Source organism: Pseudomonas sp. P7779, assembly GCF_013386315.1.
GTDB lineage: Bacteria > Pseudomonadota > Gammaproteobacteria > Pseudomonadales > Pseudomonadaceae > Aquipseudomonas.
Window position 1 is genome coordinate 21,013 of sequence record NZ_JACARZ010000081.1, and the last position, 22,685, is coordinate 43,697.

At 62.5% G+C, this 22,685-nt stretch carries 24 protein-coding genes; 9 read left to right on the forward strand and 15 right to left on the reverse strand.

Annotated features, from left to right (window positions below):
* Positions 1 to 23 precede the first annotated feature (23 nt).
* A complete protein-coding gene (sohB, locus tag HX869_RS23220) occupies positions 24 to 1,049 on the forward strand; it encodes a protease SohB (protein ID WP_008434663.1) in 1,026 nt (341 codons plus the stop codon).
* Between the two features lie 150 nt (positions 1,050 to 1,199).
* On the opposite strand, the gene HX869_RS23225 is transcribed toward sohB, so the two are convergent.
* Together HX869_RS23225 and HX869_RS23230 are read right to left on the reverse strand one after the other, a co-directional pair.
* The gene (locus tag HX869_RS23225; protein WP_178903699.1) at positions 1,200 to 2,729 is read right to left on the reverse strand and encodes an MFS transporter; all 1,530 of its coding nucleotides are present in this window, start codon (positions 2,727 to 2,729) and stop codon (positions 1,200 to 1,202) included.
* Positions 2,726 to 3,211 (reverse strand): heme-binding protein, encoded by a 486-nt coding sequence (locus HX869_RS23230; RefSeq protein ID WP_177008647.1) that lies wholly within the window; start codon positions 3,209 to 3,211, stop codon positions 2,726 to 2,728. The genes HX869_RS23225 and HX869_RS23230 overlap by 4 nt, the downstream gene beginning before the upstream one ends.
* 103 nt (positions 3,212 to 3,314) lie before the next feature.
* Between HX869_RS23230 and HX869_RS23235 the strand changes: the two genes are divergently transcribed.
* Positions 3,315 to 4,196 carry a LysR family transcriptional regulator gene (locus HX869_RS23235; protein WP_102605152.1) on the forward strand — a complete coding sequence of 294 codons (882 nt, stop codon included), beginning with the start codon at positions 3,315 to 3,317 and terminating at the stop codon, positions 4,194 to 4,196.
* Positions 4,197 to 4,337: 141 nt separating this feature from the next.
* On the opposite strand, the gene dhaL is transcribed toward HX869_RS23235, so the two are convergent.
* The 7 genes from dhaL to HX869_RS23270 all read right to left on the reverse strand — a co-directional run bounded on the left by dhaL (position 4,338) and on the right by HX869_RS23270 (position 11,740).
* Positions 4,338 to 4,982, reverse strand: coding sequence for a dihydroxyacetone kinase subunit DhaL (dhaL, locus tag HX869_RS23240; RefSeq protein ID WP_003215682.1), 645 nt, complete (start codon positions 4,980 to 4,982; stop codon positions 4,338 to 4,340).
* Between the two features lie 3 nt (positions 4,983 to 4,985).
* Entirely contained in the window at positions 4,986 to 5,987 is a 1,002-nt protein-coding gene (locus tag HX869_RS23245) for a dihydroxyacetone kinase subunit DhaK (RefSeq protein WP_178903700.1), read from the reverse strand.
* 181 nt (positions 5,988 to 6,168) lie between these two features.
* Positions 6,169 to 7,284, reverse strand: coding sequence for an erythritol/L-threitol dehydrogenase (locus HX869_RS23250; protein ID WP_008434653.1), 1,116 nt, complete (start codon positions 7,282 to 7,284; stop codon positions 6,169 to 6,171).
* Between the two features lie 28 nt (positions 7,285 to 7,312).
* Positions 7,313 to 8,068 carry an SDR family oxidoreductase gene (locus tag HX869_RS23255; protein ID WP_008434650.1) on the reverse strand — a complete coding sequence of 252 codons (756 nt, stop codon included), beginning with the start codon at positions 8,066 to 8,068 and terminating at the stop codon, positions 7,313 to 7,315.
* A 151-nt stretch (positions 8,069 to 8,219) separates the two neighbouring features.
* Positions 8,220 to 9,227, reverse strand: a complete 1,008-nt coding sequence (locus HX869_RS23260; RefSeq protein ID WP_003215690.1) for a substrate-binding domain-containing protein — start codon at positions 9,225 to 9,227, stop codon at positions 8,220 to 8,222.
* A 39-nt stretch (positions 9,228 to 9,266) separates the two neighbouring features.
* Positions 9,267 to 10,256 carry an ABC transporter permease gene (locus tag HX869_RS23265; RefSeq protein WP_003215711.1) on the reverse strand — a complete coding sequence of 330 codons (990 nt, stop codon included), beginning with the start codon at positions 10,254 to 10,256 and terminating at the stop codon, positions 9,267 to 9,269.
* Positions 10,253 to 11,740 (reverse strand): sugar ABC transporter ATP-binding protein, encoded by a 1,488-nt coding sequence (locus HX869_RS23270; protein ID WP_003215714.1) that lies wholly within the window; start codon positions 11,738 to 11,740, stop codon positions 10,253 to 10,255. Before HX869_RS23270 ends, HX869_RS23265 begins: the two co-directional genes overlap by 4 nt.
* Before the next feature lie 284 nt (positions 11,741 to 12,024).
* Between HX869_RS23270 and rpiB the strand changes: the two genes are divergently transcribed.
* Positions 12,025 to 12,486 (forward strand): ribose 5-phosphate isomerase B, encoded by a 462-nt coding sequence (gene rpiB, locus HX869_RS23275; RefSeq protein ID WP_003215716.1) that lies wholly within the window; start codon positions 12,025 to 12,027, stop codon positions 12,484 to 12,486.
* 63 nt (positions 12,487 to 12,549) lie between these two features.
* Positions 12,550 to 13,530 (forward strand): sugar-binding transcriptional regulator, encoded by a 981-nt coding sequence (locus tag HX869_RS23280; RefSeq protein ID WP_003215718.1) that lies wholly within the window; start codon positions 12,550 to 12,552, stop codon positions 13,528 to 13,530.
* Between the two features lie 140 nt (positions 13,531 to 13,670).
* On the opposite strand, the gene HX869_RS23285 is transcribed toward HX869_RS23280, so the two are convergent.
* On the reverse strand, positions 13,671 to 14,624 hold the full coding sequence (locus HX869_RS23285; protein WP_178903701.1) for an aliphatic sulfonate ABC transporter substrate-binding protein: 954 nt from the start codon (positions 14,622 to 14,624) through the stop codon (positions 13,671 to 13,673).
* Between the two features lie 138 nt (positions 14,625 to 14,762).
* Between HX869_RS23285 and HX869_RS23290 the strand changes: the two genes are divergently transcribed.
* The gene (locus HX869_RS23290) at positions 14,763 to 15,368 is read left to right on the forward strand and encodes a histidine phosphatase family protein (protein WP_178903702.1); all 606 of its coding nucleotides are present in this window, start codon (positions 14,763 to 14,765) and stop codon (positions 15,366 to 15,368) included.
* Between the two features lie 101 nt (positions 15,369 to 15,469).
* Here the strand turns inward: HX869_RS23290 and HX869_RS23295 are convergent, their stop codons facing one another.
* Complete coding sequence (locus HX869_RS23295) at positions 15,470 to 15,910, reverse strand: GFA family protein (RefSeq protein ID WP_087694864.1); 441 nt, start codon at positions 15,908 to 15,910, stop codon at positions 15,470 to 15,472.
* Between the two features lie 117 nt (positions 15,911 to 16,027).
* Between HX869_RS23295 and HX869_RS23300 the strand changes: the two genes are divergently transcribed.
* Complete coding sequence (locus HX869_RS23300) at positions 16,028 to 16,921, forward strand: LysR family transcriptional regulator (RefSeq protein WP_178903703.1); 894 nt, start codon at positions 16,028 to 16,030, stop codon at positions 16,919 to 16,921.
* Here HX869_RS23300 and HX869_RS23305 read toward each other — a convergent pair.
* Positions 16,909 to 17,802 carry a LysR family transcriptional regulator gene (locus tag HX869_RS23305; protein ID WP_178903704.1) on the reverse strand — a complete coding sequence of 298 codons (894 nt, stop codon included), beginning with the start codon at positions 17,800 to 17,802 and terminating at the stop codon, positions 16,909 to 16,911. The genes HX869_RS23300 and HX869_RS23305 overlap by 13 nt on opposite strands.
* A 99-nt stretch (positions 17,803 to 17,901) precedes the next feature.
* Between HX869_RS23305 and HX869_RS23310 the strand changes: the two genes are divergently transcribed.
* Together HX869_RS23310 and HX869_RS23315 are read left to right on the forward strand one after the other, a co-directional pair.
* The gene (locus HX869_RS23310) at positions 17,902 to 18,897 is read left to right on the forward strand and encodes an aldo/keto reductase (RefSeq protein WP_178903705.1); all 996 of its coding nucleotides are present in this window, start codon (positions 17,902 to 17,904) and stop codon (positions 18,895 to 18,897) included.
* A gap of 71 nt (positions 18,898 to 18,968) precedes the next feature.
* Positions 18,969 to 19,370, forward strand: coding sequence for a cupin domain-containing protein (locus HX869_RS23315; RefSeq protein ID WP_178903706.1), 402 nt, complete (start codon positions 18,969 to 18,971; stop codon positions 19,368 to 19,370).
* A gap of 6 nt (positions 19,371 to 19,376) precedes the next feature.
* Here the strand turns inward: HX869_RS23315 and HX869_RS23320 are convergent, their stop codons facing one another.
* The gene (locus HX869_RS23320) at positions 19,377 to 20,240 is read right to left on the reverse strand and encodes a LysR family transcriptional regulator (RefSeq protein WP_178903707.1); all 864 of its coding nucleotides are present in this window, start codon (positions 20,238 to 20,240) and stop codon (positions 19,377 to 19,379) included.
* A gap of 102 nt (positions 20,241 to 20,342) precedes the next feature.
* Here HX869_RS23320 and HX869_RS23325 point away from each other — a divergent pair, with 102 nt between their 5' ends.
* Positions 20,343 to 21,341 (forward strand): quinone oxidoreductase, encoded by a 999-nt coding sequence (locus tag HX869_RS23325; protein ID WP_178903708.1) that lies wholly within the window; start codon positions 20,343 to 20,345, stop codon positions 21,339 to 21,341.
* 102 nt (positions 21,342 to 21,443) lie between these two features.
* Here HX869_RS23325 and HX869_RS23330 read toward each other — a convergent pair whose 3' ends face one another.
* Entirely contained in the window at positions 21,444 to 21,791 is a 348-nt protein-coding gene (locus tag HX869_RS23330; protein WP_177049916.1) for a hypothetical protein, read from the reverse strand.
* Between the two features lie 137 nt (positions 21,792 to 21,928).
* Positions 21,929 to 22,651 carry a pirin family protein gene (locus HX869_RS23335; RefSeq protein ID WP_008434624.1) on the reverse strand — a complete coding sequence of 241 codons (723 nt, stop codon included), beginning with the start codon at positions 22,649 to 22,651 and terminating at the stop codon, positions 21,929 to 21,931.
* Positions 22,652 to 22,685: the final 34 nt, after the last annotated feature.

Sequence of the window (22,685 nt, forward strand, 5' to 3'; positions counted from 1 at the left end):
GCACTGCACTTGTAAGGAGTCACATGGATTTTCTGGCCGAGTACGCTACTTTCCTGGCTAAAACCGTCACCCTGGTCGTCGCCATCCTGGTGGTGCTGATCAGTTTCGCCGCACTGCGCAGCAAAGGCCGTCGCAAAGCTGCCGGCCAGTTGCAGGTCAGCAAGCTCAATGACTTCTACAAGGGTTTGCGTGAGCGCCTGGAGCAGACCCTGCTCGACAAGGACCAGCTCAAGGCCCTGCGCAAGTCTGAAGGCAAGGCCGAAAAGAAGAAGGGCAAGAAGAAGCCAGAAGCCAAGCCACGGGTGTTCGTGCTGGATTTCGACGGCGACATCAAGGCCTCGGCCACTGAAAGCCTGCGCCATGAAATCACGGCACTGCTGAGCCTGGCCACACCCAAGGACGAAGTGGTGCTGCGCCTCGAAAGCGGCGGCGGCATGGTTCACAGCTACGGCCTGGCGTCGTCGCAACTGGCGCGTATCCGCGAGGCGGGCGTGCCGTTGACCGTGTGCATCGACAAGGTCGCGGCCAGCGGCGGCTACATGATGGCGTGCATCGGCGAGAAGATCATCAGCGCACCGTTTGCCATCCTCGGTTCGATTGGCGTGGTGGCGCAGTTGCCTAACGTCAACCGCCTGCTGAAGAAGCACGACATCGACTTCGAAGTGCTGACCGCCGGCGAATACAAACGCACCCTGACGGTGTTTGGCGAAAACACCGAGAAGGGCCGCGAGAAGTTCCAGGAAGACCTGGACATCACCCATCAACTGTTCAAGAACTTCGTGTCGCGCTACCGCCCGCAGCTGGCCATTGATGACGTGGCCACCGGTGAAGTCTGGCTGGGCGTCGCGGCGCTGGACAAGCAACTGGTGGACCAGCTGCAAACCAGCGACGAATACCTGGCGACCAAGGCCAAGACCGCCGAGGTGTTCCACCTGCACTATGCCGAGCGTAAAAGCCTGCAGGAGCGGGTGGGCCTGGCGGCCAGCGGTTCGGTTGACCGGGTGCTGCTGACCTGGTGGAGTCGCCTGACCCAGCAGCGTTTCTGGTAACCATTCACTGACTGTCGAAGATCAAAATGTGGGAGCGGCGGTGCGACGATTCGACTTGCTCGCGAAGGCGGTGGATCAGTCACAGATGTATTGACTGACCCACCGCATTCGCGAGCAAGCCCGCTCCCACATTGGGTCGTGGTGGTCGCATTATCGAGTCAGTAAAGAGACCTGCGGCACCGCCGGTATGGGATGCCGCATCAACGAGCCCACCACCAGCGCCCCCAGCAAACCCAACAACCCCGCCACCCACAACACCACGCTGAACCCACCGACAAACGCCTGCCGCGCCAGTGGCTGCACCGTGTCCCGTGCTGACTCGGGCAGCAACGCCATGGCCGCCGGCATATCGCCAGCCACTACCCGTGAAGCAATCCCTGCCGCCTGTTCCTGCCACTGGGAGCCGATGCTCGTGTGCAGCAACTGTTCGCTATGGCTGCTCAACAACGCCCCATACACCCCGATCGCCAACATGATCGCGCTGAAGCGCATGGTGGTGCTCATGCCCGACGCCATCCCCGCGCGGTCCCGTGGCACGCAAGCCATGATGTTTTTCTGCGTATCGCCATTGAGCAATCCCGCGCCGGCCCCCGTGACGGCAATCGCCAGGGCGAACGGCAGATAGCCGCCGATATTGACCGCCCAGGCACTCAGCAGGTTGCCGCACCCCACCAACGCCAGCCCTGTCGCCATCAGAGTGGCCGGGGCAAAGCGGCCGGCCAGGCGTGCGCCTATCCGCGGACAAATCAACATGGTCAAGGCAAACGGCAACATGCCCAGCCCGGAGGCAATCGCGGAGAACCCCGGGCCGTTTTGCAGGTAGAACGGCAGCAGCGTCATCATCACCTGGGCACAGCCGGCGTAGGCGAACATCCCCAGCAGTGCACCGATAAAGCGCGGGTGCCTGAACAGTTGCAGGTCGACCATGGGCCGCTGTTGCAGGCGTTCGGCGAGTACAAAAACACCCAGCAACGCAGCGCCTCCCAGCAGCCGTGCATAAGTCAGCGGGTTGTCCCAGCCGATACGGTTGGCTTCGATCAAGCCCCAGATCAGGCACAGCAGGCTGGCACTGAAACTCAGGCTGCCCCAAGGGTCGAGCCTTGCAGCCTGGGCATCGCGGGATTCCGGAATCGCGCGCAGCACCAGTCCCATCAGCACCAGGCCGACCGGCAAATTCAGATAGAAAATCCAGCGCCAGCCCAGGTACTGGGTAATCAACCCGCCGAGGGTCGGTGCGGCGGTCATCGCCACGCCCATGCACGCGCCCCAGAAGGCCCAGGCCTTGGCGCGCTCCACTTCGTCATGGAAGGTATGGCCGATGGAGGCCAGGGCGGAGGTCAGCAGCAGCGCTGCGCCGACACCTTTGACGGCGCGAGCGATATCCAGGAGCAACGCATTCGGCGCCGCACCGCAGCAGAGGGAGGCGAGGATGAAAATACCCAGGCCCCAGACCAGGGTCTTCTTGCGGCCAAAGCGGTCGGCAATGCTTCCGGCCGGCAATAACAGGGCGGCGAAGGCCAGCATATAAGCGCTGACCACCCATTCGATATCGGCAAAATTCGCCCCCAGGTCCCGGGCGATGCTCGGCAGGGTCACGGCGACGATATTGGTGTCGAGCACGATCAGCGAACAGACCCCGGAGGCGGTCAGCAGCGTCAGGCGCGGGCTGACCTTGCTCATGGTTGCACCGAAGCCACCGCCGCGAGGGCGATCTCGTCATCGTGGGCCGGAGTATCTGCGCTGATGCCGATGGCGCCCACTACCTGGCCTTCAAGGATGATTGGCTGGGCGCCCTTCATCATCAACAGGCCGGCGGTGATGGCTGCCGGGCGGCCATTGTTGATAGCGTTTTCCAGGTCCCCGGACGGCCGCTTGAAGAGCGCTGAAGTGCGCGCCTTGCCTTGGGCCAGCTCGATACCGGCCACCACGGGAGCGCCATCCATGCGCAGCGTCAGGATCGGCCAGCCACCGTCATCGACGATGGCCACGGCGCAGGGCCAGCCCTTGTCGGCGGCGACCTTGCGCGCGTGTGCGGCGATCTGCTGGGCCGTTGCCAGGCTCAGGATTGCCTTGTGGGCAATGCTTGCCGGGGCTTCTGCGGCCAGCGCTGCGGGCACGGTGCAAAGACCGGCAAGCACCAGGACCAATGATTTGACGAACATGGGAAAGCCTCTCTACTGTGAACGTACCGCGAGCTTATCCCCGGCAGGTGGCGTCCTTGTTAGGCGCCATACAGAACTTCATTACCTTTGAGCTAATCCTGCGATGGAAATACGTCATTTCCGCTACTTCCTGGCGGTTGCCCGGCAACGCAATTTCACCCGTGCTGCCGAACAGCTGGGTATCGCGCCGCCGACCCTGAGCCGGCAGATCCAGGACATGGAAACCACCCTCGGTACGCGCTTGTTTATCCGCCGCCAGCGCGAGGTCAGCCTGACCGAGGCGGGCGCGGCCTTGCTGATCGAGGCAGAGGCCACCGTGCGCCAGTTCGAGTTTGCCCAACGCAATGCCCAGCGCGCCGGGCGCGGCGAAATCGGTCATATCGAACTGGGTTATGTGGCGTCGGCGGTGTATTCGGGGTTGTTGCAGCGCCAGGTGCAGTCGTTCTGCGCGGACTGCCCGGACGTGAGCCTCAGCGTGCGTGAGAGCCCCATGGCGGCGTTGCCGGGGCTGGTGGCGGAGGGGCGTTTCGACATTGGCTACATTCGTTCGCCGATGACCTTGCCTGATGGGGTCGAAGCGGTGCGGTTGAGCAGTGAAGGGTTTGTGCTGGCGTTGCCCCAGGATTCGTGGCTGCTGGGGTTGAAGGCAATCAGTTGCGAGCACCTGCAGAACGAGACCTTCATCTTGCCCGAGCAGATCAGCGGCACGCTGCACGTGGCGGCGCAGGGTGGTTATGCGCCGCGACTGGGGCCGCAGCCGGGTGGGTTGGTGGCGGTGATTGCGTTGGTGTCACTGGGGCAGGGCGTGGCGGTGGTGCCGGAGTCGGTGGTGGGGCATGTGAGCTTGCCGAATGTCGTGTACCGCAGCATCGAAGGCAGCGAGGCGTCGTCCTGGTTGTCGCTGATTTACCGGCGCTTTGAAAAGGCGCCGGCGGTGGCGCGGTATATAGAGCAGGTGAAGCAGGTAGCCAGGTTGAAGGTTTGATCGCGGCGGGTTAGGTGCTTCACGGGTTAAGTGTGTTGCTGCCTTCGCGAGCAAGCCCGCTCCCACCTTCGACGGCATTCCAAAGATGGAACTCGGTCGAAGGTGGGAGCGGGCTTGCTCGCGAAGGGGTCATTTCAAGCACTACACCAACCGCGGTTGAACCGAATCCGCCAATCGCGTCAGTATCAAGCAGCACGATACCGCTCCGGCATCCAGTACACCCAGTGAGCGCTCGCCCAGGCGGCTGGCGCGGCCGATTTTTGCCACCAGATCCCTGGTGGAATCCCGCCCCCGCGAAGCAGCACTTTTCATCGCCTCCAGCGCATCGCTGAATGACGCTCCTGACCCATGGGCCTGTTCAAACGCCTCCACCGCCGGAATCAAGGTGTCCATCAAACACTTGTCACCCACGCCGGCTTCGGTGATGTCCTGCAACGAGGTCAGCCCGCCCCGCAGCAAATGTGCAAAGGTCGCCGCGTCAATCTGTTCGCTGCCGCGCACCTCATCCGCCATGCCGATAAACAGGCTGCCATACAACGGCCCCATGGAGCCGCCGATGCCTTCCATCAGGCTCAGTGTCAACTCATCCAGGGCTTCGGCCAGGGTCAGCTGGCGGCCTTCAATCGTGCGCCCGCAATGGGCAAATCCCTTGGCCATGTTGATGCCGTGGTCGCCATCGCCAATGGCGCCGTCGACTTCGCTCAGGTATTCGCGGTTGGCAACGATCACGCTGACCAGGTCGGCGACGATGGCGCTGCCGTCGTGGGTGGAGAAATGCTGGCTCATGGTTTAGTCCGCCTGGGTCATGCCGATGGAACGGCAGGGTTGGTCGATCAGGGATTTCAGCTCGGCGTCCAGGCCCAGCAAGGTCAGGGTCACGCCCATCATTTCCAGGGAGGTGAAGTAGTTGCCCACGTAGCAGCGGTGAATCTTCAAGCCCCTGGCTTGCAGCTGACGTTCAACCTCGGCGTAGAAAATGTAAAGTTCCATCACCGGCGTCGCACCCAGGCCCGAGACCAGCACCACCACGCTGTCGTCCTGGCTGAAGTCGCGGTCGGCGAGGATCGGTGCGAGCATGCGCGCGGCCATGGCTTCGGCGGATTCGATGGCGATGACTTCGATGCCCGGCTCGCCGTGATGGCCGATGCCCAATTCCATCTGCCCGTCGGGAATCTGGAAGTTCGGCTTGCCCACCGCTGCGATGGTGCAGGGCGTGAGGCCGATGCCGATGGAGCGGCAGTTGTCGACCGCTTTCTGGGCGACACGAATCACCCCGTCCAGGTCGTAATGCTGGGCCGCGGCCGCACCGCCGACCTTCCACATGAAGATCTCGCCTGCCACGCCGCGACGCTTGGCGATGTCGGCCTTGGGCGCCGAGGCCACGTCGTCGTTGGCGACCACGGTGCGGATGCGCATGTCCTTGCTGGCGGCCATCTTCATCGCCAGCTTCACGTTCATGTTGTCGCCGGCATAGTTGCCGTACAGGCACGCCACCCCGGCGCCGTGGTCGGCGGCACGGAAGGCGTCGAAGAAGCTTTTGGCGGTGGGCGAGGAGAAGATTTCGCCGACGGCCACGGCGTCTACCAGGCCGGGGCCGACGTAGCCAAGGAAGGCCGGTTCATGGCCGGAACCGCCGCCGGTCACGATGCCCACCCGGCCTTGTGGCGACGGCTTGGCCTTGCCGATCACCCGTGGATTGGTTTCGTATTGGCGCAGCTCGGGGTGCGCGACCAGAATACCCCGCAGCATGTCCTCGACCACCTGGTCCGGATCGTTTATCACTCGATTCATAACGCGGTTTCCTGTGTTCTTGTTCTTGGTGTGGGAGCCGGGGGCTTTTGTGGGAGCTGGCTTGCCTGCGATTGCATCGGCTCGGTGTCACAGATAGACCGAGGCGTCTGCATCGCAGGCAAGCCAGCTCCCACAAAAAGCCTAAGCCCGGCGCCCGCAGGGTTTTGGGTTATTGGGCCAATCAGGGTTCCAGGACGACTTTAAGCGACTTGTCCCCGCGCTCCATCACCGCAAACGCTTCCTTGAAGTCCGCCAGGGCAAACTTGTGGGTCACCACGTCGCGCATGTCGATCTTGCGGTTGCCGATGAAGTCGATGGCGCGCGGGTACATGTACGGACCTAGGTGCGAGCCCAGCACGTCCAGTTCCTTGCGGTCACCGATGATCGACCAGTCCACCGTGGCCTCGTCGTTGAACACGCTGAATTCCACGAAGCGCCCCAGCTTGCGCAACATCGCCAGGCCCTGGTTCACCGCCTTGTGGTGCCCGGTGGCTTCGATGTAGATGTCGCAGCCGTAGCCATCGGTGATCTCGCGAATCTTCGCCATCACGTCGACTTCGGCCGGGTTCCACACTTCGTCCGCGCCCATGCGCAGGGCGAGGGCGGCGCGTTCGGGTTTCATGTCGAGCACGATGAGCTTTTTCGGGTTGCGCATGCGCACCGCACCGATGATCCCCAGGCCCAGGGTGCCGGCGCCGGCCACCACCACGATGTCGTCGAAATCCACATTCGCCCGTTCCGCCGCGTGCAGCGAACAGGCCAGGGGTTCGATCAGGATGGCTTCGTCCGGGGCAATCGAGTCCGGTACTTTGTGGATGATGCCTTCCTTGGTGAAGATCATGTACTGGGCCATGGCGCCCTGGACGTTGTTCTGGAAGCCGTACAAGTCGTGTTTCTGGCACATCCAGTACTGGCCGTGGTTGCAGAAGCGGCAGCCCCAGCACGGCACGATCTGTTCGGAAATCACCCGGTCGCCGACCTTCACCCCGCGCTTTTCCGCGCCAGGGCCGAGGGCGACCACGCGGCAGACAAACTCGTGGCCGGGAATCATCGGCGGCTTCACGTAGCGCGGCTGCTCGGCGTCGCCCCAGAACGAGGGCGCGCCGCGGTAGGTCTTGATGTCGCCCATGCAGATGCCGCACAGCTCGACCTTGGTGAGGATCTCGTCGGGGCCGGGCGTCGGCACATCGACGGTCTCCAGGCGATAGTCTTCGGGGCCGTGACAGACCACGGCCTGCATGGTTTTCGGAATGACGGGGGACAGTTGTTCGGCAGTGCGTTCGGTAACGGTAGACATGACGATAAACCTCACGACAAAAGATCAATTACTGGATGCTGTAGCCGCCGTCGATCACCACGTTTTCCCCGGTGATCATCTGTGCGGCGTCGCTGAGCAGGTACAACGCCAGCCCGGCGATTTCTTCCGGCTGGGCAAAGCGGCCCGCCGGGATCTGCAATTTGGCCCGTTCCCCCAGCTCGCCCGCCCAGGCCTTTTTACCGAGGGCGGTTTCGACGATGGTCGGGGAGATGGCGTTGACGTTGATATGCGGCGCCCATTCCATGGCGAGCACCTTGGTCATGCCGACCACGGCGGCCTTGCTGGCGCAGTAGGCGACGTGACGGTCCAGGCCGATCACCGCCGCTTGGGAGGCGAGGTTGACGATGCGCCCGCTGCCCTGGGCAAGCATGTGCCTGGCGCAGGCCTGGGCCACGAAGAAACTGGCCTTGAGGTTGATGTCGAGAGTGGTGTCCCAGGCGTTTTCACTGACGTCCAGGGCCTTGTCCAGCAGGGCGACGCCGGCGCTGTTGACCAGATAATCCAGGCGTTTGAAGTGATCGAATACGTAATCGACGGTGCTGTGCACCTGGTCAAGTTGGCGCAGGTCCACGGCGATGCCGATGTTCCCGGCGCCGAGGCTGGCGGCGACTTCGACCACGGCCGGGTCGCGGTCCAGCAGGGCCACCCGCGCGCCGCGTTCCACCAGCAGGCTGGCACAAGCCAGACCGATCCCGGCGGCCCCGCCGGTGATCACGGCGCAGCGGCCGGTGAGGTCGAAGGCTTGATTCCAGAATCCAGACATGAACATGACTCCATTTTTCAGATCGGTGGAGATCCAATGTGGGAGCGGGCTTGCTCGCGAAAGCGGTGTATCAGGTGGCACATCTGTTGAATGATCCACCGCTTTCGCGAGCAAGCCCGCTCCCACACTTGACCGGGTTTCAAGTCAAAACTTACTTCGTACCGCTCACCTGCTGATACAGCGCATCCGCATTCGCATTGGTCACCGGCACCCACGGCAGGATGTAGTTCTTGGCGGTGCCGTCACCCCATTTCACGTCCTTGCCATAACGTTCCCAGATCACCGACTGCGGCTTGTAATCCTTGCCTGCAAGCGCCCGCAGCGCCACATCCAGCGCGCCTTGAGACTGGGCCTGGGCGTCCTGCAGGAAGGTGGTCACTTCATCTTTCTTCGCCGCCTGGATCGCATCCGGCATGCCGTCGATGGACGTCACCGGTACATCCTTGGACGTCAGCCCATGGGACTTCAGCGCCTGCACCGCGCCGAGGGCCATGTCATCGTTTTGCGCGATCACCCCGTTGATGCCCTTGGGGTGTGCGTTCAGCCAGTCTTCGGTCAGGGCCAGGGCCTGGGCGCGGTCCCAGTTGGCGGTTTTCTTCTCGATGATCTTGATGTCCGGGTGCTTGCCCAGTACTTCCATCTCGCCCTTTTCGCGGTCGATCTGCGCCGACTGGCCAATCGGCCCCTGGATGATCACCACGTTGCCGCGGCCCTTGAGTTTGTCGACCATGGCCTGGGCCTGCAGGCGACCGCCTTCCACGTCATCGTTGCCAACATAAGGCACGTTTGCGTCCGCCACCTTGGTGTTGGAGGCGATCACCACCACGTCATTGCTCATGGCGGCCTTCACGGTGCCGACGCCGGCCTTGGTGTCGATCGGCACAAACAGGATCGCGTCGTAGTGCTGGGTCACCATGTTTTCAATCTGGTTGTTCTGGGTCAGTGCGTCATAGTTGCCGTCGAACACGGTCAACTGCACGGTGCCGTCCTTGACTGCGGGGTGTTCCTTCAGCTCGCGCACCCAGTTCTGCATGAACTGGCCCTTGAGCCCGTACACGGCGGCGCCGATCTTGTAGGTCTTGCCATCGGCGGCCAGGGTGACACTGCTGGCGAGCAGGGAGAGTGCCGCGACGGCGGCCAAAGTCGTACCAGGTTTCATGAGAGAACTCCGTTATTGTTGTAGTGGTAGTTTTCAGAACTAGCGTTTCTTCTTGCGCCACACGTCAATCAGCACTGCGAACACGATGATCAGGCCCTTGGCGACCTGCTGGTAATAGGAGGACACGCCGAGCAGGTTCAGGCCGTTGTTGATCACGCCGATCAGCAATGCGCCAAACAGCGTGCCGACAATCGTGCCGGTACCGCCCGACAGGCTGGTGCCGCCGATTACCACGGCGGCAATCGCATCCAGCTCATACGAGGTGCCGGCCTGGGGCAGGGCAGAGGTGGTGCGCGCCGACAGCACCACACCGGCCAGCCCGGCGAGCAGGCCCGAGACCACGTACACCGAAAACATCACCTTGCGCACGCCGATCCCGGAGGTGCGCGCGCTCTTCTCGTTGCCACCCACCGCGTACACATAACGGCCGTAGGTGGTGTAGCGCAGCACCATCCAGAAGATCAGCGCGACCACGGCGAAGATCACGATCGGCACACCGATCGGGCCGATCTTGCCGATACCCAGCGCCAGGTAGGCGTCGGGCAGGTCAGTGATCGGGCTGCCGTCGTTCAAGATGAAGGTCATGCCCCGGGCAATGCTCAACATGCCCAAGGTCGCGACAAAGGGCGGGATCGACAGGTTGGCCACCATAAAGCCGTTCACCACCCCGAGCATCGCCCCGGCGAACATCCCGGCGCTGACTGCCGCGAGCACGCCATAGCCCTGGGTCGCGACCATGGCGCTGCACAGCCCTGCAAAGGCCAGGATCGAGCCCACCGACAGGTCGATGCCCTTGGTCAGGATCACGTAGGTCATGCCCACGGCGAGGATCCCGTTGATCGAGGTCTGGCGCAGGATGTCCATCCAGTTGCGCCAGGTCATGAAGTATTCGCTGGCGAAGGCCATCACCAGGCACAGCAGGATGAACACCAGCGGCAGGCCGAAGCGGTCGAGGGACAGGCGCAGGCGGCTGCGGGGTGCGGTCGTGACGGGGGCGGCTGCAGGTGTAGAAAGTGATTTGGCATTCATGAGGCAAGACTCAACAAGGCTTCCTGGGAAAGGGCGGTATCGCTGCTGATGGTTACCAGCCTTCCGCCTTTGAACACGGCAATACGGTCACTCAGGTGCAGCAATTCCGGGGCTTCGGACGACACCACAATCGCCGCGCCGCCGGCGCGCACGAACTGGTCCAGCAGGTGATAGATCTCCTGCTTGGCGCCTTCGTCGATGCCCCGGGTCGGCTCATCGCACAGCAGGCAGATCGGCTGGGTCGACAGGCATTTGGCGAGCACCACTTTTTGCTGGTTACCGCCGCTCATGGATTCCACCGGCAGGTCCAGGGAAGTGGTCTTGATCTGCAGGCGCTTGACCATGTCCTGGGCCAGTTGGTTTTCCTTGCGGGCATTGATCAGCGACCAGCTCGACAGCTGCTTGTACGCCGACAATGCGATGTTCGAGAGGATGCTGCCGCTGAGCACCAGGCCGCTGTCCTTGCGGTCTTCGGTGACCAGTGACATGCCGGCCTGGATCGTTGCCTTGGGCAGGCCGATGGGCATCGGTTTGCCTTGCAGGGTCACGCTGCCGGAGTCCGGCGTGGTGAGGCCGTAGATGCAGTTGAGGAATTCGCTGCGGCCCGAGCCCATCAGCCCGTAGATGCCGAGAATTTCGCCCTGGCGCAGTTGCAGGCTGATGTCCTGGAATTCGCCGGCGCGGCTCAGGCTGTCGACGTCCAGGCAGCATTCGGCGGCGCATTCGCGGCCGACCTTGTGGTCGATGCGGGTCAGTTCCTGGCCCACGATGCCGCGCACCAGGTGGGCGCGGTCGATATCGGCCATGCGTCCGGTCTCAACGAAGGCGCCGTCGCGAAAGATGCTGTAGTCGTCGGCAATCTGCGCCAGTTCACTGAGGCGATGCGACACATAGATGATGCCGGCACCACGGGCGGTGAGGCGGCGGATCGCCTTGAACAGGGTTTCGGCCTCACGCTCGCCGATGGCCGAGGTGGGCTCGTCCATGATCATCACCTGGCAGTCGTGGCTGAACGCCTTGGCGATCTCCACCAGCTGGATCTGCGCCACGCTCAGGCGATGCATGGGGCTGGTGGCGTCGACGTCGAACTCCAGGCCTTCCAGCAGTTCGCGAGTGCGCCGGTTGAGCTCCTTGCTGTCGACGATGCAGCCGGCGCGGCGCGGTTCGCGGCCCAGCCAGATGTTTTCGGCGACGGTCATGTAGGGGATGGGTTCCAGCTCCTGGGTGATCATCGCGATCCCCGCCGCGAGTGCTTCGCTGGGGCGGTTGAACTGGACGGGGGAGCCGTTGAGCAGGATGGTCCCGGCGTCACGCTGGGTGATGCCCATCAGGATGCTCAGGAAAGTCGATTTGCCTGCGCCATTGCCGCCGCACAGGGCGTGGACGCTGCCGGCCCGCAGAGAGAGGCGCCCCTCACGCAGGGCAGGAATCCCGGCGTAAGCCTTGGCGACGTGTTCAGCCTGGAGCAGTAATGGCGTGGCCATCGGCGTGTCCTCGTGCTGTGAATTCTTATTAGGTCGCACAGTCATGTTTCGCTGTGAGCATATGTGTATCAAATGAAATTCTGATCAGTCAATCTCTTTCACTGAAAAGTTGTAAATGGATGGATTTGCGCAAAGTAAGCCGGTTTAGAGGGCTTTGACTGGAAGGTCAGCTAAATCTTGCTTGACAGGGCGACTGGAATATCCGAGAAATGACTGAGCTAAATTTCACCGAGTGATCATATGATCACTCTCCAGCACCCAAAACGGCAGCGGAGCCAAACGCCATGAACACACCTTTCCCGGTGGCTATCGGATGCGATGAAGCGGGTTATGAGCTCAAAGAACTGTTGAAGCGCCATATCGAGGCGCTGGGTTACCCGGTGACGGACTTCGGCACCCATTCCACGGCGCCGGTGCTGTACCCGGACATTGCCCTGGCGGTGGCCACGGCGATCAATGCCGGCGAGCAACGCTTGGGCGTGCTGGTGTGCGGCACCGGCATCGGCATGGCCATCTCGGCCAACAAAGTCCTGGGGATTCGTGCGGCCCAGGCCCATGACACTTATTCGGCGGAGCGGGCACGCAAGAGCAACGATGCGCAGATCCTGTCCATCGGTGCACGGGTGATCGGCGCGGAGCTGGCCAAGAGCATCGTCAAGTCGTTCCTGGAGTCGGAGTTCGAAGCCGCGCGTTCCGGGGCCAAGGTCGACCGCATCAACGCGATCGAGCGTGACGGGCATCAGTAGTGGACGGAACGGGGCAAGAGTCGGGAGAATGCGCCTTTGACACCGAAACGGAAGCCCGTGCCCATGAGTGACAGTACCCAGCGCATCGCCAGCGACATCGACCTGATGACCGAAGTGGCGATGCTCTATTACCTTGAGAACGTCACTCAGGAAGCCATCGCCAAGCGCTTCGACCTGTCCCGGGCAAAAGTCAGCCGCCTGCTCAAACGCGCACGGGATGAAGGGATTGTCGAGGTGCGGGTGTTGCAGCACCCGGCGATGAACAACGAGCTGGAACAGGCGCTGGTGGAGCGCTTCCAGCTGGACCGCGCTTTGATTGCGGTCGACCACAGCGACCCGGACACCCAGCGCTCGGCGGTGGCGAGCCTGGTGGCCAACTACCTGAACAAAACCCTCAGTGACGGCATGATCGTCGCGGTCGGCATGGGGCGTAACGTCGGTGCGGTGGCCGATAATGTGTTTTTGCCGGTGACCCGCAACTGTACGTTTGTGTGCGCCATTGGCGGTTCGCTCAAGGCGGGTGAATACATGAACCCCGACCACATTTGCCGGCGCCTGGCCCTGCGGTTTGGTGGCGAGAGTGAAAGCCTGTACGCCCCGGCGCTGGTGGCCAACCCGGAACTGCGTGGGGTGTTGATCAGCAACGATACGGTGCGTTCCACGCTTGACCGTGCCCGCCGTGCGGACATGGCGTTGATCGGCATCGGTGACATGAGTGAAAACAGCAACATGGTGCGCATGGGGTGGTTTTCGCCCCAGGAAATTGCACAGGCGCGGTTGTCCGGCACGGTGGGGGACATGATGGGTTATGACTTCATCGACATTCATGGCCAGCCGGCGGTCAACGCGATTCAGGGGCGGGTGATCGGGTTGACGGTGCAGGAGCTGTTTCGGATTCCGGATGTGGTGGCGATTGCCAGTGAAAACACCAAGGCGGCGGCAACGCTGGGGGCGTTGCGTTCGGGAGTGATCAATACCCTGGCGACCACGGTGACCAATGCTCACACCATCCTTGCGCTGGATGACGCGACGCGTAAAAGCTGACACCGCCGATAGTCCAGGCCCTGAACATCACCTGTGGGAGCTGTCGAGCCTTGGCGAGGCTGCGATGGCATCACCGCGGTATGACTGGAGTACCGAGTTGTCTGCATCGCGGACAAGCCCGGCTCCCACAGTTGACTGCCTCAGGGTTTCCACACCTGCACATCCTGCGCATCCACCGCCTTGGGCAACAACCCCGCCTTGAAGAACGCATCCGCAATTTTCTGCTGTTCCCCCAACTGATCCAGCGTCACCGGTTGCACCTCATAGCTGCGATGAGCATTGGCGGCCTCGACAGTCTCCACATCCAGGTTGCCCCACAATGGCCCCAGCACTTTCGCGGCATCACGCGGGTGGCTCTTCACCCACTCGCCAGCCTGGTGCAACTGCTCGTACACCAGCTTCAGCACTTCGGGATGCGCCTGGGCATAGGGCGTACCCGTCAGGTAATAGCGCTTGTAACTGGCCAGCCCGGTACCGTCCGCAAGGGTGCGGGTGGGCAGTTGGCGCTGCACGCTGGTGAGGAACGGTTCCCACGTGACCCAGGCATCAACCTTGTTGTTTTCAAACGCAGCGCGGCCATCGGCGGGCGTCAGGTACGCCGGCTCGATATCGGAGAAGGCCAGCCCCGCCTTGTTCAAGGCAGCGATCAATAAATAGTGAGTGCCGGCGGCCTTGGTCACGGCGATTTTCTTGCCTTTCAAATCCGCCAGTTGCTGGATCGGCGAGTCCTTGCGCACCACGATCGCCTGGGCTTGGGGCGAGGGCGCTTCCTGGGCGAAGTAGGTGAGCTTGGCCTGGGCGGCCTGGGCGAAGATCGGTACGGTGTCGGCCACGTCAGCGCTGATATCCACGTTACCGACGTTGAGTGCTTCCAGCAGCGGCAGGCCACTGGGGAACTCGTGCCAGGTGACGTCGATGCCGGCGGCCTTGAGGGCTTTTTCCAGGGTGCCCTGGGTTTTCAGCAAGGTGATCAGGGTCGAGGATTTCTGGTAGCCGATGCGTACGGTTTCCTGGGCTTGGGTGCTCAGGGTGGTGCAGAGGCCCAGTGTGGCAAGGCCTGCGATGAAAAGGCGATGGAGCGAAAACTGGGGCATGGCGTGCTCGACTCTTAATGGATTAAGGTGAGCTTATTGTTCTAAAAAACATTCGATAAATAATTTTTCGATCTTAGCTTAGGCCTTTATCGGGGGCGCCGTTCGCGGCCTTTCAGCGTCAGGATGAAGGAGGGCGGTATGCAGTTGTATGTTGTTCGTCACGGCGAAACTCAAGCCAATGCCGAGGGGCGTTACCAGGGCTCGCTGGACATTGATCTCAACGAACGGGGCGTGCTGCAGGCGCGGGAGTTGCGGGAAAAATTGCCGGCGCAGATCGACGCCGTCATCGTCTCGCCGCTGCGCAGGGCTCAGCAAACGGCGGCCATTGTGTTTGCGGATGATGGGCTGCAACTGCCTACGCTGGATGTGTTTCGTGAGCGCGGCGTGGGGGTGTTTGAGGGACTGACCCAGGCGGAGGCGGCGCAGCGTTATCCCGACCTTTGGGCGCAGAATATTACCCGGCAATGGGAGCGGGCACCCACGGACGGTGAGTCAATATCGCAGTTCGTCGAGCGCATCCGGGGCGGATTGAATCAGTTGCTGGTGAACCATGGGCAACAGGTGGTGGTGCTGGTTGCCCATGGGGTTGTCGCCAAGGCGATTCGCGCATTGGTTCGCGATGATTTCTCAGACTTCTTCGCCTGGCAGTTGCGCAATGGCGAAGTGCTGAGTCTCAACATCGCCACAGAGCCCAATGTGGCGAGGGAGCTTGCTCCCGTTGGGGTGCGAAGCGCCCCCTGGTAGGCCGCTGCGGTCTTTCAGGATGGGCCGGTCAATGCTTTTGGGGTTGCTGCGCAACCCAGCGGGAGCAAGCTCCCTCGCCACAGTGTGGGTGTGAATCATGTCTACAGGGGAACGCTCAACGCCTGCGCAAACGCCTGGGGAGTAGGGCTTTCCGGCCAAGTCGGAACACCCTCCGCCAGCGTTACCCACGGCTGCTTGTGCCGCAGCCAGATATGCGCCACCGGCTGCACGGACGGGCTCTCATCCAGTGTCCCGACCCGCAGCACAACCAACCCCGGCGCGGCCGTCGTGGTGTTGCAGATCCGCGTATGGCACACCCCGCACAACCGATGTTCCGAGCGCTGCCCATCAACGTCATAGGCATATTCCGTCAGCGAACCTTCAACCCGCAGCGCATCCGCCGGCAACAGCGCATGCAGGGCAAACGCGCTGCCGCTCCAGGTCTGGCAGTGGCGGCAATGGCAGGCATACACCGCCAGCGGCGCGTCGGTATCGAGGGTGTAGGTCACGCGGGTGCAGCGACATTGGCCCGTGAGTGTCATCAAAAACGATCCTGTGCAAAGTGAGGGCGAAAGCCCCATCGGTTATGCTCGCCAGCATGCCGCAGCCCCCGAACAAAGAACATCCGCCAAAACTGCCCAGCGGCTCACAGGAAATGTATGAACGCCCCGCAACTCCAATGGGAAACCCAGCGCGCCTTCCTCGCCGTGTTGCGCACCGGCAGCCTGTCGGGCGCGGCCCGTTTGCTGGGGATCGCCCAGGCCACCGCGCGGCGACGGATTGAGGCCCTGGAGCAGAGCGTCGGGGTCAGCCTGTTTATCCGCTCACCCGCCGGGCTGTTGCCCACCGACACGGCCAAGGACCTGATCAGCCACGTTGAAGCGATGGCCGTTGCCGCCAACGCCTTCAGCCGCGCAGCCTCGGCCGACACGGCGCTCGCCGGCGGCACGGTGCGGCTCACCAGCGGCAATCTGCTGGGCGTTGAAGTGCTGCCGCCCATGTTGCGCAGCCTGCGCCGTGATCATCCGCAATTGGCCATCGAACTGAGCGTATCCAATCGGCTGCAGGCACTTGCCCGGCAAGAGGCCGACGTCGCCGTACGCATCCGTCGCCCGGTCGAATCCACGGTGGTCGCGCGCAAGGTCGGCGACCTTCACGTAGGGTTGTACGCCGCACCCGAACTGTTGGCAGAGCAGGGCACGCCGGACACCGTTGCGCAATTGCACGGCTACCCGCTGATCGGGCCGGACCGCAACTTGCTGGAGATCGAATTCCTGGGTGAGCGCGGTTTCGACTGTTCGGCGCCCAGTACGGTGATTCGCACCGATGATCACCTCGCGCAGTTGGCCGCTCTGCGTGCGGGGCTTGGGATCGGCGTGTGTTCAGCCCAGGTGGCACAACGTCACGGGCTGGTGCGGGTGTTGCCCGCGCAGGTGGATTTCAAGGTTGACGTGTGGATCGCCATGCATCAGGACATGCGCAAGGTCCCGCGCATCGCCGTGGTGTTCGATGGCTTGGGCGCGGCCCTGACGGACTTCTTTCAGCCGCGGTAACGCAGCGCTTCCACCAACAGCGCAAACGCGGGCGAGGCCTGGCGACGGCTGGGGTAATACAGATGGAAGCCGGCAAACGGCGCACACCAGTCATCCAGCACCTGCACCAGTCGCCCGTCCGCCAGATAAGGCGCTACCAGGTCGGCAGGCACGTAGCTCAAGCCCAAGCCGTCGACCGCTGCCTTGAGCAATGGGTACACGCCATTGAAGGTCACCTGGCCAGACACCCGCACATTCAGGCTTTCATCGCCTTTCTTGAATTCCCACGCATACAGGCCGCCATTGGTGGGCAGGCGCAAGTTGTTGCAGGCGTGATCGGTCAAGTCCCGAGGCGTGCGGGGGACCGGGCGCTGGGCAAAGTACGCCGGTGCCCCCACCACCAGCATGCGCATGTCCGGGCTGATGCGCGTGGCAATCATGCCCTGGGCCACATCTTCCCCAAGCCGTACACCGGCGTCGAAGCCGTGGGCGGCGATGTCGACGAAGCCATAGTCGCAACACACCTCCACGGCGATATCCGGGTACTGCGCCAGGAACGGTTTCAGCACCGGCCACAGGATGAATTCCAGCGCGTGGTCCATGGCGTTGATGCGAATGGTGCCGGACGGCCGGTCGCGCAAATTACTCAGGCCTTCAAGCCCCACCTGGATTTCATCGAAGTGCGGCCCGACCGTATCGATCAAGTGCTGCCCGGCTTCGGTGGGTGACACGCTGCGGGTGGTGCGAGTCAGCAGGCGCAACCCCAGGCGCGCCTCCAGGGCGCGGATGGTATGGCTCAGCGCGGACTGGGAAACCCCGAGTTTGGCCGCCGCCTTGGTAAAGCTGCGCTCACGGGCTACCGCCAGAAAGGCAAGCAGGTCGTTGGCGTTTTCCCTGAGCATTGGTGAGTGATCCTCATAAGTATTTTCGGATTCTAGCGGCTAATTATCACAATTCGTAACTGTTAGATTGGATTCAGTCCCCTAACCCGGAGAATGATCATGCGCAAACGTACACTCGGTAACAGCCAACTTGAAGTCTCGGCCCTGGGGCTCGGCTGCATGGGCATGAGCTTTGGCTACGGCCCTGCGGCCGACAAACAGCAGATGATTGCCTTGCTGCGCAATGCGGTTGAACAAGGCGTGACCTTCTTCGATACCGCCGAAGTCTATGGCCCGTTCATCAATGAAGAACTGCTGGGCGAAGCCCTGTCGCCGCTGCGTGAGCAGGTGGTGATCGCCACCAAGTTCGGTTTTGCCCTCGACCCGTCCGGCAATGGCAAATGGTCCGGTCTCGACAGCCGCCCCGAACATATCCGCCAGGTAGCTGAAGCCTCGCTGAAGCGCCTGAATACCGACGTTATCGATCTGTTCTATCAGCACCGGGTTGATCCGAACGTACCGATCGAAGAGGTGGCCGGTGCGGTGAAGGATTTGATTCAGGAGGGCAAGGTCAAGCACTTCGGCTTGTCGGAAGCCGGCGCCTCGACCATCCGCCGCGCCCATGCCGTTCAGCCCGTAACCGCACTGCAAAGCGAGTATTCCCTGTGGTGGCGCAAGCCGGAGGCCGAGGTGTTGCCGCTGCTGGAGGAACTGGGCATTGGTCTGGTGCCCTACAGCCCGTTGGGCAAAGGTTTCCTGACGGGCAAGTTCGACAGCCACAGCACCTTTGACAGCTCGGACTTTCGCAGCAATCTACCAAGGTTCACCCCTGAAGCGTTGCAGGCCAACCAGGCTTTGGTTGAGTTGCTGCGCCAGGTCGCCCTGCGCAAACACGCCACGCCATCGCAGATCGCACTGGCCTGGTTGCTGGCCCAGAAGCCCTGGATCGTACCGATTCCAGGCACTACCAAAACCTCGCGCCTGACGGAAAACCTGGGAGCGCTCGAAGTGCAGCTCAGTGCGGCAGAACTCCATGAACTGGACGTGGCCGCTGCGAACATCGCCGTGCACGGCGACCGCTATCCCGAAGCCCTGGAACGGATGACCGGCCTATGAAAACCGGCCTCGCCGCCACTGCACTTTCACTCTCCCTATTCGCGTTGGATTCACCGGCACAGGAGACGCCCATGCTGACCATCACGCCCAACGGTTCCCAGCCTTCAGCCAAAGGCCCGGCGGATTATTTCACCGGCACGGTACGCGTCGACTCACCGTTCAAGGGCACCGACGCCGCGCGTGTCACCGGGGCCTTTGTCACTTTCGAATCGGGCGCACGTACCGCCTGGCATACCCACCCGCTGGGCCAGACATTGATCGTCACCGCAGGCCTGGGTCAGGTCCAGGAGTGGGGCCAGCCCGTGCGGGCCATTCGCCCCGGCGACACGGTATGGATTGCACCCGGGGTCAAGCATTGGCATGGCGCGACGGCGAACACCGCCATGACCCATATCGCGATCAACGAAATGCTCGACGGCAAGGTGGTGGACTGGATGGAGCAGGTCAGCGACGAACAGTACGCCGCGCAGTAATCGGTTTCACCGCCGCAACTGCGGCTCGCCTTCAATGCAGCTCACCAGAAACTCCATCACCACCTTCACCGAAGGCGAGCGGCGCATATCCGGATACACCGTCAGCCAGATATCGCGAACCGGGCCTTCGGTGTTCGTTGCCAACCGCACCAATGCCGCGTCGTGATCGCCCACCAGCGTGGGCAACACCACTGCACCTACTTGGGACCGGGCGGCCATTTGCTGGGTGATCAGGTCGCTGGCGGCGAAGGCAATCGTGCGGTTGCCGCGCACCTGATGCATCCACGCCTGTTGGGGCAGGTGGTCGCGGGTGGCGTCATAGGCAATGAACGTCCACTGTTCAGCGGGTAACTGCTTGAGCTCGGGCGTGGCATAGAGCCCGAAACGCACGGCGCCGACCTTTCTGCGTACCAGCGCTTCCTCATCGGGGCGCACCGTGCGCAGGGCAATGTCGGCTTCGCCTTTGTCGAGGGCGGCCAGCGTCGTCGAGGACATCAACACGATATTCAGCTTGGGATATTGCGCCCTGAACCGTGCGACATGGGGCGCGATGCAGTGGATGGCAATCGACGGCGGGCAACTGACCCGCACGGTGCCGGCCACTTCGATCGAGGCCACGCGGGACAGGCGCATCACTTCGGTGGCCATCTCGCCCATGCCGGCCGCCAGCTCCGCCAGTGCCAGGCCTTCCTCGGTGAGCGGCCGGCTGCGGGGCAGGCGATCCACCAGTTTGACGCCGAGGGCTTTTTCCAGGGCATCGACGCGCCGGCCAACAGTGGCGTGTTCCACCTGCAGCTCCCGTGCGGCAGCCGACAGTGATTGGGTGCGCGCCAGCACGGTGAAGAAATACAGATCCTGCCAGTCGAACATCGGGTTATTTCCGCACGGAGGGTGGGAGGTATTGGGGAATTCTCGTACAGATTAGCGCCTTTTACCATGGCGCATTCCCACTGCAAACGGAGTTGTCTCGCGATGAAAGCCCTCACCCTTGAAACCTACGGCGGCCCGGAAGTTGTTCAACTGCGCCTTGATGTGCCCAAACCCCAAGTGACCGCCGGCCATGTACTGGTCAAGGTGGCCTGTGCCGGGATCAATTTCATGGATGTTCACACCCGCCAGGGCAAGTACGCCAAGTCGGTGACCTACCCGGTACGGCTGCCGTGCACTCTGGGTATGGAAGGGGCCGGTGTGGTGGTGGCGGTAGGCGAGGGCGTGAGCCATCTGGCGCCGGGTGATCGAGTGGCATGGTGCATTTCATGGGGCGCGTTCGCCGAATACGCCAGCGTGCCCGCCGCGCGAGTGGCGCAAATTCCCAGTGCGATCGGCTTCGATCAGGCGGCTGCGGCGATGTTCCAGGGCTGCACGGCTCACTACCTGATTGAAGATGTTGCGCGGTTGCAGGCGGGCAACCGCTGTTTGATCCACGCGGCGTCCGGCAGCATCGGCCAGTTGCTGGTGCAAATGGCCCATCGGCTCGGTGCCACGGTGTTCACCACCGGCAGCAGCGTCGAAAAGTGCGCGATTGCCCTTGAGCGTGGCGCGGATCAGGCCTGGCAATACGACGGGTTTGCCGAGCGGGTGTTGGAGGCCACGCAAGGGCAGGGCGTGGATGTGGTGTTCGATTCGGTGGGCAAGGCCACCTTGCGCGAGAGCTTCAGGGCGTGCCGCACGCGGGGGGTGATCGTCAATTACGGCAACGTCTCCGGTTCGATCACTGACCTCGATCCGATGGAGTTGGGGGAGGCCGGTTCACTGTTCCTGACTCGCCCACGGCTCAACGACCACATGGCCGACGGGCCTACGGTGCAGAGGCGTGCCAATGCGGTGTTTGCGGCGATACTTGAAGGTTCGCTGACGGTGGATATCGAAGGGCATTACGCCCTGGAAGAGGTGCAGCAGGTGCACGCGAGGATTGAGGCACGGCAGCAGATTGGCAAGGCGGTGGTGTGGCTGGACCGTGAACTTCACTAATGGCCAGAGAGCTTGTGTGGCGCTTGTGAGGATCAGTTAACAGCAGGCGAAAAAAAGCCGGCTGATCAGGCCGGCTGGGGGGTGGACCGCGAACCACAGTCGTTACGCGCGGTTTTCCATCAGGCGGTCTGCACCACCTTCAGCCACACGGTTTTCTTGAAGACGGTCAGCACCACCTTCGGCTACGCGGTTTTCTTGAAGACGGTCAGCGCCACCTTCAGCTACACGGTTGCCCTGGAGACGTTCAGCGCCCCCTTCAGCAACACGACGTTCCAGCAGGCGATCAGACCCGCCTTCAGCAACGCGGCGTTCCAGCATACGGTCAGACCCACCCTCAGCCACGCGGCTGTCCATCAGGCGATCCGCGCCGCCTTCAGCGAGGGCAGGTTGGGTAAAGGCGCTTACAGCAAGTACCGAGAAAGCGAGGCTAAGCAAGAGTTGGCGTTTCATGAGGGTGTGCTCCGGGAAAGTCGTTGGTTGGTATGGATGCGATGTTACGCGGCAGATTTTTTAAGAGAACTTCATTGGGCTGATGGTGACTATCGACGCCAGCGATGGCCCGTTTTCCCGGGCCATCGCGTCGCTCATCACGGCATTTCTGGCAGTTCCCGAGGGCGCAGGTCGAACACCAGCACCTCGGCGTCCTCCCCATGGCTCAGGTGAATCTCCCGCTCATCGCGCACTCGGGCGCCGTCGCCTTCGTGCAAGCGCTGGCCATTGACTTCAACGCTGCCCCGCGCCACATGGATGTAGGCGTAGCGTTCCGGGGCCAGCGGCAGGCTGGCGGTTTCAAAGCCGTTGAACAGCCCGGCATACACCCGCGCGTCCTGGCGCACGCCGAGGGAGCCGTCGGTGCCTTCCGGCGAGATGATTAACTGCAACCGGCCGCGTTTTTGCGCCTCGGTGAAGTGCTCCTGCTGATAGCGCGGTTCGGCGCCCGCCACATCCGGCACGATCCAGATTTGCAGGAAGTGCACGCCCTGGGTGTGGCTGTGGTTGAACTCGCTGTGGGCCACGCCGCTGCCGGCGCTCATCAGTTGCACGTCGCCGGGGCGAATCACCGAACCGGTGCCCAGGGTGTCCTTGTGTTCCAGGGCGCCTTCGAGCACATAGGAGAAAATCTCCATGTCGCGGTGCGGGTGTTGGCCGAAGCCCTTGCCGGCGGCAACCCGGTCATCGTTGATCACCAGCAGGTCGGAAAAACCCTGTTCTTTGGGATTCCAGTAGTTGGCGAACGAGAAGGTGTGGAACGACTTCAACCAACCGTGATTGGCGGCGCCGCGTTCCGAGGCTTTGCGAAGGGTCAGCATGGGGTGTTCTCCTCAAGGGAAGCCTGGCTGCGAG